Origin of the sequence: Moorena sp. SIO4G3 (assembly GCF_010692305.1) — a bacterium.
Lineage (GTDB): Bacteria > Cyanobacteriota > Cyanobacteriia > Cyanobacteriales > Coleofasciculaceae > Moorena > Moorena producens_A.
Genome location: NZ_JAAHIG010000290.1, coordinates 1 through 11,321 on the forward strand (window position 1 = coordinate 1; position 11,321 = coordinate 11,321).

The 11,321-nt window shown below is 44.7% G+C and carries 5 protein-coding genes; 1 reads left to right on the top strand and 4 read right to left on the bottom strand.

The window, feature by feature from the left end; translation table 11 throughout:
- A partial coding sequence (locus tag F6J99_RS33280) for a transposase (RefSeq protein WP_293119478.1) occupies positions 1 to 1,197 on the bottom strand: 1,197 nt, incomplete at its 3' end.
- A gap of 566 nt (positions 1,198 to 1,763) precedes the next feature.
- Entirely contained in the window at positions 1,764 to 3,104 is a 1,341-nt protein-coding gene (locus F6J99_RS33285; protein WP_293119480.1) for an FAD-binding oxidoreductase, read from the bottom strand.
- A gap of 272 nt (positions 3,105 to 3,376) precedes the next feature.
- Between F6J99_RS33285 and F6J99_RS33290 the strand changes: the two genes are divergently transcribed.
- Entirely contained in the window at positions 3,377 to 8,869 is a 5,493-nt protein-coding gene (locus tag F6J99_RS33290) for a tetratricopeptide repeat protein (RefSeq protein ID WP_293119482.1), read from the top strand.
- Positions 8,870 to 9,035: 166 nt separating this feature from the next.
- Here F6J99_RS33290 and F6J99_RS33295 read toward each other — a convergent pair whose 3' ends face one another.
- Positions 9,036 to 9,464 (bottom strand): hypothetical protein, encoded by a 429-nt coding sequence (locus F6J99_RS33295; RefSeq protein WP_293119484.1) that lies wholly within the window; start codon positions 9,462 to 9,464, stop codon positions 9,036 to 9,038.
- Positions 9,465 to 9,476: 12 nt separating this feature from the next.
- Complete coding sequence (locus tag F6J99_RS33300; protein WP_293119486.1) at positions 9,477 to 11,072, bottom strand: tyrosinase family protein; 1,596 nt, start codon at positions 11,070 to 11,072, stop codon at positions 9,477 to 9,479.
- Between the last annotated feature and the right edge of the window lie 249 nt (positions 11,073 to 11,321).

The window sequence follows — 11,321 nt, forward strand, 5'->3', positions numbered from 1 at the left end:
GTCCCAGTCAATCGTAAAGTTAGCAACATCAAAGCCAATACCAGCTTGAGCTTGCCAACTACTATCGGGTAAAACCGGAGCCAGCAACTCAATTCCAGCAGTATCTTGAGTATTGAGCATTTGCTCAATACTCACATAACCCGTATCGACAATATGAGTTAATGGTAGCAGTTGACGCTGTTTAAGACCTTGGTGAATCCGATCAGTTACCTGTACATCGGTGGTGGTGGCAACAGTAGTTTCCACATGGGTAATCAAGTGGGGGGCATTCTCACCACAGGTTTCGCTCAGATGTACCTTATAGCCCACCCATTGAGTTTCCCGTTTGCGACTGAATCGGGCTTCTACATCGTAGGGAGAGTGAATTAATTGAGCCGACGGCGGGCTATTGTTGGGTTGACGGAAGTGTACTTGTTGGTCTGCATCGATGTGAAACTGCTGTACCCAAACCTGACGCAACACCTCAACCGCAGGCAAATTTACCAGCCAATCCGGGGCATCGTGATCATATACAGCAGCTAACAGCCTATAACCATCTCTACCAATCGTCTCCCCTAACTGCTGGCGCTCATCGCTAGCCTTGGGCATGTGATAGTCCTCAACCCGACTACCATAGCACGAAAACCACTCTACCGGAACTTTTTCCTGAAGCCATTGCGGTACTGCTACAGCCAGACTATTGAGTGCTGCTCGTAACGTCTCACCAACCACTTCTAGACGATGCATCACCCGAATTGCTGCTAATACATGAGTTGAGTCGCTGCGTTGCACCCCGCCCCCACTCAGCCATCCCCGCTCTTGACATCGTTCCAAAAGTCTCACTAACAGCAACTCTTCGGCTTTGGCTTTCACTAATCGACCTCGAAACTCACTCAATACTGAACTATCGATACCAGGGTCTGCTAAAGGCAAACTTAACGCATATTTCCAATCGATTCGTCCTCGCACTGCTTGGGCTGCTTGAGCATCCGTTAAGTCCTCTATGTACTGCATGACTGTAATCAGCGCTAACCTCCAAGCTGACCATGCCGGTTGCCCTTGCTTTGATGGAAACAAGGCTCTCAACTGCTCATCCTGATATAGAATTCCCAATTCATCCCTGATACTCATTACTATACTCCCTTTGGGAAAAGCTGAGCGAGCAATGGTTGCTGTCTGTGGTGGTATCGGTGCTATTTTCTCAATTCTAAAGCACATTGGGGCAACTCCTCAGTTTGACAACTAATACAATTGTTTCAACTTATAGTTCCACACCAACGACAAACAAAGGATATTTTCCACATCTGCTCACTATTTTGTAAACAAATATTAAGTTCGCCAGCGGTATCAATTTTGGGGGACTTTTACCAGCAAATAGATTCTTGTTCCCCCCAGAATTGGGGGGCTATAGCAGTCCTAAATGATTCGTGAAATATATTGGCCAAAGCAAACGCTATAACCCTTGCCCAGCAACGATTCCACATTTTGCTGATTTTACAAATGATTTAGGATTGCTATAGGGGGGCAAAATTCAGTATCAAAAAACTTTTCAGATATCCTCTAAGCTATATCAACCGAAGTATAGTTGACTATGGAAATGTCACTTATCCAGAAAATTTATACTAAAGCTATAGCCAGCTGATCTGTTTTAGCTTGCTCTGATAGTATAGGGATGCGTTTAGAAATTGTGAGAATTTTTGATCCAAAATTGCCTGCTCTCCACTCCCTGCTCCCTGTTCTGTTGTTAATCTCACTCCCCGCGCCGGGACCCCAAACTCTTTACTCTACCGATACTGCCACGCCCGCATTTTACCGGGATTCATCAATCCATAGGGATCAACTATTTCCTTAAATCGCAACTGTTCCATATCAACGGTTTTCATACCCCCATCTTCTAGGATGTAGGTGTGGGGATTAGCAATCATAGCGCCATACTCTTCGTGATAGCGAATAATCTCATTTAAACGGTCTTCAGAACTATACCGAACGATTTGTAGTCCCACTGGTATGAGTTGTCCTGCTACTCGCATGAATTCTAAATGCATGATCACTTCATCCCCAAAGTGCTCATACATATGCTCCACCTGCTCCAGATTTACAAATGAGGTTTGTAAATAGGTGAGGCTGGGATCAACACTACGGGCGTGTAAGGTGGTATGATTCCAGGTGAACTCTGCTAGGCTAACTCCCTTGCTGGCTTCTAGGGCAGTCTTCTGGTAAGTGACCTCTCCACCATACTCCCGAACTAAATCCTGGAATGGCTCTAGGGAAGATTCCGCTATCATCAGCAAGGCACAGTGCTTAGCTTCGGGAAGGTAGTTGCTCAGAGCGGCAAAGTAGGATGGAATTGGCCAAGCGTGAATGCTAATCAGTTTCTTAATCAAGCCATCGGCATCACCTAAGGCTTGACCAAATCTAGCGGCAGTCATAAAGTCATCAAAGACTACAATCACTTCAGCCCAAGGATAGACTGGTCCTAAGGGTATTTCTAATTCGGTGATAATGCCATTGGTGCCATAGGCGTGATTGACCTTCTGCACCTGATCTGACCGTAATTCGATTACACGGGGCTTGTCTTCGAGGGTGACGACTTGGACAGCATGAAGATTTCCGCGATCGCGTAATACTCCATAAGTAATGGAACCAATGCCGCCACTGCCGCCACCAATAAATCCACCAATCGTAGCAGTGCGATAGGTAGACGGAGCCATGCGCAATTCCCAGCCAATTTTATGAGCTTCTTTGTCAAAGGCGGCTAGCTTGACCCCTGGCTGAACAGAGGCTAAACCCGGTTTAATCCAGTTAATCTGATTCATACGGGTAGTATCGAGAATCAGACCACCGTTGAGGGGGATACACTGACCATAATTACCAGTCCCTGAGCCTCTTACGGTTAGGGGAGCTTTGTACTTAACGCAAACCCTAGCTATTTCCAAGACTTGCGCCACCGTAGTCGGACGAACTACGATATTCCCCCGTTTATCCTTAAGCTGGGATTCCAGTACCGGACTGAAGTGGTAGTAGTCTAGGGATAATTTAGCGACTTGGGTCGGGTCATTAATAATTTCTATTCCGGTAAGTTCCGAGGCTAGGGAATTCCAGTCAATAGCTTGGGGGGTTGTCATCAGAGGTGTGGCAAGTGTGGGCAGTGGGGGAAGTGTGGGGAGATTTTGATTAAGGGTAATTATCCTGAAATGATATCAGATCAAGTTGGTTGATCAGGCTCGGAGGCTCAATCACGAGGCTGATCTAATTTGCGCATCGGCGCAGGCTACGCCAACTAGGTTTCTTTAAGCTGACAGCTGACAGCTGACAGCTGACGGCATATAACAATCCGCATAAAAGTAGCACCACCTAAGGATATATAGTAAGAAACTACCAAGTGGCTGATTTTTCGATGGGTACTTACTCTACTATTCCTGTATTCTGTCTCAAGCTCGCTAGTGCTACCTTACTCTGCCTGCTCTCACCGATCCTAGCTCCAGAAACTCTCGGAGTTGCTCCAACAGTGGCACAAACGACTCCAGACCAAGCCACTCAAGCTGAGCAGTTATTCGATCGGGCAAGGTCAGAGTTTGTTAAAGGTCAGTTGCCTCAAGCATTGGATAGTTATCAACAAGTATTGACGATTTATCGGGAATTGGGAAACTCTTCCGGTAAAGCTAAAGCTCTTAATGGCCTTGGACAAGTTTACAATCTATTATCTCAACACACCAAAGCCCTGGAAGCATTGCAAGAAGCTCTGAAAATCCGGCAAGGTAATGGGGAGCGAAAGGAAGAAGGGGAAACCCTGACCCATATCGGAACAGTTTATTCAAGTCAAGAAAACTATCCTAAAGCTCTAGAGTTGTTGGAGCAAGCCCTAACTATTAACCAAGAAGTAGGTAATCAGCTTGGGATTGGTTATGCACTGGTTAATATTGGCTCAGTTTACTCCTCCCAAGGAGAGTATGACAAAGCCTTAGATAGGTTACAGCAAGGTTTGAGTATTATCAAAAAAGTAGCTAAGACTGGCAAAAGCGATCGCATTTTCCCACGCTACTATCAAGCGGAAACTCTGATTGTATTCAGCTCAGCTTACATCAGGTCAGGGAAATTGAACCAAGCTGGGGAGTTTCTTGAGCAAGCTCATGCCCTGAGTCGAGAAGAAGGTTATCAATTAGGAGAAGGTCTAGCCCTGACCTTGAAGGGAGCACTCTATACCAATCAAGGGAAATTGGATCAAGGGCTAGAAACCCTGGAGTTGGCATTAGCCATTACTAAACCAACTGGTTTTCGGGGATTAGAACAGAATATTCTATTTTGGATTGGAGGGATTTACAACCAGAAACAAGAGTATCTCAAAGCCCTAGAGGTTTACCAGGAATCCTTAGGGATTCGGCGAGAATTGGGTAAGCGTAAGCTGGAAGGGATTGCGCTCAATAATATTGGCTTGGTGTACGATAACCAGCAACAGTATGACCAAGCCCTAAACTATTATCAGCAAGCTTTAGCTATTCACCGGGAAGTTAAGAATCAAGTAGCAGAAAGCACTACTCTTGGTAATATTGCTACACTTTACCAAAAGCAAGAACAGTATGACCAAGCCATTGACTATTATCAGCAAGCTTTAGCTATTCACCGGGAAGTTAAGAATCAAGTAGCAGAAAGCACTACCCTTGGTAATATTGCTTACCTTTACCGTAAACAAGAACAGTATGACCAAGCCATTGATTATTATAATAAAGCTTTAGCTATTCACCGCGAACTCGAAAATCAAGTTCAGGAATGGATTACCCTTACTAATCTTGGAGAGGTTTACTATAAACAAGGAAAGTATCAGCAAAGCATAAACTATTACCAACAAACCTTAGCCATTTCAAAAAAACTTGAAAATATCACGGGAGAAGGTGCAAATCTTTGGGGGATTGGGCAAGCTTATTATGCATTGGGCAACCATGACCAAGCCATAGACTATCACCAACAAGCCTTAGAGATTTTTCGAAAACTTGAAAATCGCTCCGTTCAAGCAACTATCCTGGGAGGGCTTGGACTAGCTCAAATCAGCCAAGGAAACTATCAGCAAGCCCTAGAGTCTTATCAGCAAGTCCTAGCCATTGCCCGAAAAACCCAAGATTCCTCTCAAGAAATAACTGCTCTGATTTTTATTGGGCAAGTTTACGAATCTCAGGGTAAATATGACCAAGCCCTAGATTCCTACCAGCAAGGTTTGGTTATTGCTAAAGACATTGATGACCATAAAAATCGTGCAACCCTCCTCAATAATATTGGGGGAGTTTACAGCAATTGGGGAAAGTACAACCAATCCCTAGATTACTACCAGCAATCCTTAACCATTAGCAAAAGGTTAGACGACTCCATCGGAATTGCGGCTCAACTCAACAACATTGGATTGATATATGACAACCAAGGGAAGTATAGCCAAGCTCTAGACTATTATCAGCAAGCTTTAGCCATTAGCCAAGAGCTTGGCGATCACGGTCGTGTACGTGTTGCTACTAATTTCAATAATATTGGGGGAGTTTACCATAGTCAGGGTGAGTATGACCGAGCATTAGAATACTTCCAGCAAGCTTTAGCTATTTTTAAAGAAATTGGCGAGCGCTCAGGGGAAGCTACTACCCTTAATAATATTGGATCAGTTTACGATAGTCAGGGTGAGTATGACCGAGCATTAGAATACTACCAGCAATCTCTAGCTATTTCTCAAGAAATTGGCGTACGCTCCCAGGAAGCTAGTACCCTCAATAATATTGGAGAAGTTTACAGCAGTCAGGGTGAGTATGACCGAGCATTAGAATACTACCAGCAATCTCTAGCTATTTCTCAAGACCTAGGCGATCGTTCCAATGAAGCCAATACCCTTAATAATATTGGAGAAGTTTACAGCAGTCAGGGTGAGTATGACCGAGCATTAGAATACTTCCAGCAAGCTTTAGTAATTCTAAAAGACCTAGGCGAGCGCTCAAGGGAAAGTACTACCCTCAATAATATTGGGGGAGTTTACAATGCTCGGGGTGAGTATGAGCAAGCAAAAGAATACTTCCAACAAGCTTTAGCTATTTTTCAAGATTTAGGCGAGCGTTCCCAGGAAGCTGTTACCCTCAATAATATTGGGGGAGTTTACTATGCTTGGGGTAAGTATGCTCAAGCAAAAGAATACTACGAGCAATCTCTAGCTATTTCTCAAGACCTAGGCGTACCCTCCCAGGAAGCTAGTACCCTCAGTAATATTGGGTCAGTTTACAATAGTCAGGGTGAGTATGACCGAGCATTAGAATACTTCCAGCAAGCTCTAGCTATTTCTCAAGAAATAGGCGAGCGCTTAGGGGAAGCTAGTACCCTCGGTATTGGTTCAGTTTACAATAGTCAGGGTGAGTATGCTCAAGCATTAGAATACTTCCAGCAATCTCTAACTATTTTTAAAGACATTGGACACCGTTCAGGGGAAGCTATTACTTTGGTCAGGATCGGAAGCGTTTACAGTAGCTGGGGAGACTATGCCAAATCCTTAAACTATCATCAGCAATCTCTAAAAATTAGTCAAGACATTGGTAACAAGGGAGGAGTTGGTGAGACTCTCCACAATATCGGAACAATTTATAGTAACCAAGGGGAGTATGACCGAGGTTTAGAATACTTACAGCAATCTCTAGCTATTTTTAAAGACATTGGCTACCGTTTAGGGGAAGCTAATACCCTGGGCAACATGGGAATAGTTTACAGTCACTGGGGAAAGTATCCCAAAGCCCTAGAATATGCTCAAAAAGCCCTAGCCATTCGTCAAGACATAGGTGACCAGGCTGGTATTGGCACCACCTATAACTCTATAGGGGGAGAATATCTGGGTTTGGGAGATTATCCCCAAGCCTTGGACTACTTCAACCAAGCTAATGCCATTTTTACCAAAATTGGGGCGAAGGAAGGGATTGTGCAAACCCTAACTAACATCGGAGAAGTTTACCAAAAACAAAAACAATATCCGAAGTCTCTCCAATTCTATCAGCAATCCTTGGCTATTTCTCAACAGATTGGTCATCGCCTATATGAAGCTATAGCCCTGAATCGGATCGGAAGAGTTTATGAAGAACTGGGAGAGTATACTAAAGCCAATGACTATCATCAGCAAGCCTTAGAAATTAATCAAAAAACTGGGTTCAAAGCCGGGATTAGCGATACCTTGTACCATATGGGAATAGTTTACACTAACCTAGAAAACTATCCCGAGGCTTTAGCAGCTTATCAACAAGCCTTAGCCCTTTCCAGAACTCTTGGCACTCGCTTAACGGAAGGGAAAATTCTGGCTGGTATGGGTAAGTTGTATGATACCCAAAACCAATCGGAATTAGCGATTACCTTCTTCAAACAATCCGTTAATGTCCGAGAAGGGATCCGCAAAGACTTAAAGGTTCTGCCCATTGAACAACAACAATCCTTTACCAATACTGTTGCCGAAGACTATCGCCGCTTAGCTGATTTATTGACCCAACAAAATCGCAACTTAGAAGCCCTACGGGTGCTGGATTTACTGAAAGTGCAGGAGTTGCAGGATTACCTCAGTAATGTGCGAGGGGATGATAATACCGTTGATGGCATTACAGAACTGACTGAAGAACAGGAAATCATCAAAGGTACCCAACCGATTATCGACCAAGCCATTGCCCTGGGTCAAGAACTCAGTGAACTAGAAACTATTGTTAGGGATAAGCGCACCCAAACCCAGCAACAGCGAATCATTCAACTTAGGAAAAATCAAGCCCAGCTCACCAAAGACTTTCAAAATTTCCTCAACAGTCCAGAGGTAGAAGCTCGCTTGGCAAAATTGAGGGAAACTACAGAAGCAGAAAACTTAGACCTAAAGAAGTATGCTAAACGATTGCAAGAGCAACTCCAGCAATTGGAACAGGATGCGGTTATTCTCTATCCCCTAGTATTAGATGACCGTTTGGAATTAGTCCTAGTCACCCCTTATGCTCCCCCGATTCGCCGTACGGTTAAGGTAAAACGGAAAGACCTGGAAAGAGCGATTAAAAACTTCCGCAGACTCCTTGCCAGTCCGATCCGTAATGCCAGACCTCCTGCTGAGCAATTGTACGACTGGCTAATTAAACCGATTGAAGCCGACTTAGCCAAGGCAAATGCCAAAACTATAATTTATGCGCCTGATGGCAAATTGCGCTATATTCCCCTCGGGGCGTTGTATGATGGCGAGCAATGGCTAATTGAGCGGTTGAGAGTTAATCAGATTACTGCTCTGAGCCTAACATCCCTAGACAATAAGCCGACACCACAGTTAGACGTTTTTGCGGCAGCGGTCACCAAAGCCCATAAAGGCTTTTCGGCCTTACACTATACCCAACCGGAAGTAGAGAGTCTGGCAGAAACCTTTCCCAACACTAAGCTATTCATCGATAAACAGTTTCACGGGGATACCATTTATCAGATGAATGACTATTCCGTAGTGCATCTAGCTACCCACGCTGTGTTCAACAAAACTAAACAAGATTCATTTATTCTGTTTGGTGATGGCAGTCTCGTTACCCTGACCCAGGTAGAAGAAAAATGGGATTTGTCCAATGTAGATTTAGTAGTGCTCAGTGCCTGTCAAACCGGCTTAGGGGGAGAATTGGGGGATGGCAAAGAAATCCTCGGTTTTGGTTATCTGATGCAAAATGCTGGTGCAGATGCTGCGATCGCATCCCTGTGGACAGTGGATGACCAGGGTACCCAAGCCTTGATGACTAAATTTTATCAGGTCTTGAAACAGGAGAACGTTACTAAAGCGGAAGCTCTCCGACAAGCTCAAATTGCTTTAATTACCAAAGTAGAGTATGGTTTGGATCATCCCTTTTATTGGGCACCGTTTATTTTAATTGGCAATGGATTATAGTAAACTTTAGCATGCATGCCTTGTGCCTAAAGCCCTTGCCCGTAGCGCTATACAGAAAAAGCCTAGACCCAAAAGCTACCTTCCCATGGATCAGGCTTTTTATTCTGTCCTCAAGGCCAATTTCCCTGGTTGATTTGGCTTATTTCAGTTTGCCTAAACTCCAGGTCTAATCAAAAGGGGTAATGGGAATATAAACCAACTCTGCCCCCAAGAACTCTTCCGCACTGGGAGCACGAACCCCCTTCGCACCCTTCTGCTTAAGTTGCAACACTAAAGACACTTTTCCATCCTTCAAAACCCTCTCCGGCAGGGGAATCGTGTAAACTCCCGAAGGCTGGCCTGGCCTCACCCCAAAAGGAGACACCGTCCCTAGAATTCTACCATCCATCGACCGCACCACAATCCTGGCACCGCGAGGTAGAACCCCCGCAGAGATCCTTACTCTGACTGCCTCATCGTGAGCTGGAGTGCGGGGCAACGAGAAGGTCACCTGCCCCGCCAAATCAGCAGCGTGGGCATATTGAATGCCTCCCGCAATCAACAGACATAGACTGGCAAAAATTACTAAAGTAAAGCGCTTCAGCATCATTTCCATAACAGTAGTGTCCTAGAAGGTTTTGATCGTCAAAGATTCAAAGGTTGCCACAGATTCAAAGGTTGCCTTTAAGGAATCCCGGCTGATCGTCTTCCTATTCGGCACAATGTCTACTTCTAAAAGCTGATCTTGATCTAGATCTAGTTTATTCGTCTTAGCCAAAGCCTTCAATGCACGAGTCAGTGGAATGGTGAAGGTTACAGGATCCCTGTGGTGGGGTGTGCCGAAAAACTCCAAAGCTCCTACAAAGTTAGTGTTATCTAACTCAATATTGTCTTGTCCTTTCGGGGAATTGACTAAAACGTTAAACCTAACATCCCGCGCATTGGCTGGAGGCTGAATTGTAATTTCAGCGACAAGATTGGATCCATCGATCTCTCCCACAGCGGTTCGAAGGATCTCCTTAGGAAGATTAACATTGCTCTTGGATAACTGCTTGAACTTCAACGAGCGACCGATGACTTCACCAGAAACAGGTTTTAGAGCAGAAACACCTTTTACATAGGTCTTTACCTTCTTGTGTGCTGAAACCACCTCCTCACCAGAGCCAGGCTGATAGACATAATTGAAGTCGCAAATGTTAGCATAATCCCCCGCCGTATTCGCCTGAACTTCATTACCCTTGTCATCAATGAAAAACAGGAAGGATTCTGCTTGCCATTTGGCTAGTTCTTCACCTTCAGGTAGGGTCGGCAAACTCAATTTTTCTTGCTTACGGGTCCACACATCCCATAGCCGATCTATATTGCAATGATGCATGAAGAAAATCGGATCGACAGGGGACAGAAAGTTTCCCATAAAACCACCGATGTTGTTGTGGACGAGGTTATGGGGTTGACCCTCAAGAATGGCGAAACCAGTCGTTTGGCTATGGTACCTGGCGACTGTACTACCGAAATCTATGAAATTGCTGGGAGCAAGAGCAGACTTGATAGTCTCAAGTGACACTGCTGTCTGGGTCTCGCAGTCTAAATAAGGATTCTCCTGGGTTATCCTACGAGCTGCGTCGGAAGGGTAGAACATCGGAGCCTCTGGGTTTTCTATAGCTTGCCAAACATCATCAATTGAGAAGTATCCACGCAATTTCTGTTGACATAATTGATTGTCAGTTAGGGAGTTCCAAAAATCACTCATGGGATTTTCGAACTCTGCCTTGAAAGTGCTGTAGCTGGAAATAAAGGCTTCATGGGAGGGATTGAGTACCCCCTTAAAAAATTTCTTTGGAATATAGCGTTCTTGAGTCCAATCCCAATAGGGCAAAGCAAAATCGGGGTCGCCACTGAGTTTGCGGCAGGTTTTCTCAAACCAACCAAGATAGCCTCGGTGCCAGGGCAGGAACCACCAGTTACCGTGGGGGCAATCAAGGAGATGAATAAAGGCGTTGCGGTACCAGTTCCGAGGATCGGAGGGCGGCAGCTCCAACATTGCTTTGATTGCTTTTTTATAACTCTTCAGGGGTGCTGATGGATCTGATAAGTTGCGGCGGATATAGGTGGTTGTTTGGGCAGAGGCCTGTCCTATGGGCAATGTTGATGCCAAGAGGATACTGCCTGTACCAACAAGAAAACTTCTGCGGGAAAGTCCTGTTAAATCCTTGTTATCTGTCATGACTCTAATGAGATAGTTACAAGTGAATTACAAGTTGTCATTTGACATCTTGTCATAATACTACTACATATAGCTATTTCATATGAGTCATAAAATATAGTGGCCTTAGTCAACGCTATAACTGTTAACCAAGCCAGATAGGTTTTGGTGATCGCTATAGTAGGAATTAAGAAAAGCAAAAGGGTATCCCCCCTTATCTCCGGAATATCGGGGGGCAAGCTTGCATGTAAAAGAGGGCAAACATGAAAC

Excerpts from the sequence above, each read along its gene's own strand:
- F6J99_RS33300 (WP_293119486.1), bottom strand. The coding sequence starts at position 11,072 with ATGACAGATAACAAGGATTTAACAGGACTTTCCCGCAGAAGTTTTCTT.
- F6J99_RS33290 (WP_293119482.1), top strand. The coding sequence starts at position 3,377 with ATGGGTACTTACTCTACTATTCCTGTATTCTGTCTCAAGCTCGCTAGT.
- F6J99_RS33295 (WP_293119484.1), bottom strand. The coding sequence starts at position 9,464 with ATGGAAATGATGCTGAAGCGCTTTACTTTAGTAATTTTTGCCAGTCTA.
- F6J99_RS33285 (WP_293119480.1), bottom strand. The coding sequence starts at position 3,104 with ATGACAACCCCCCAAGCTATTGACTGGAATTCCCTAGCCTCGGAACTT.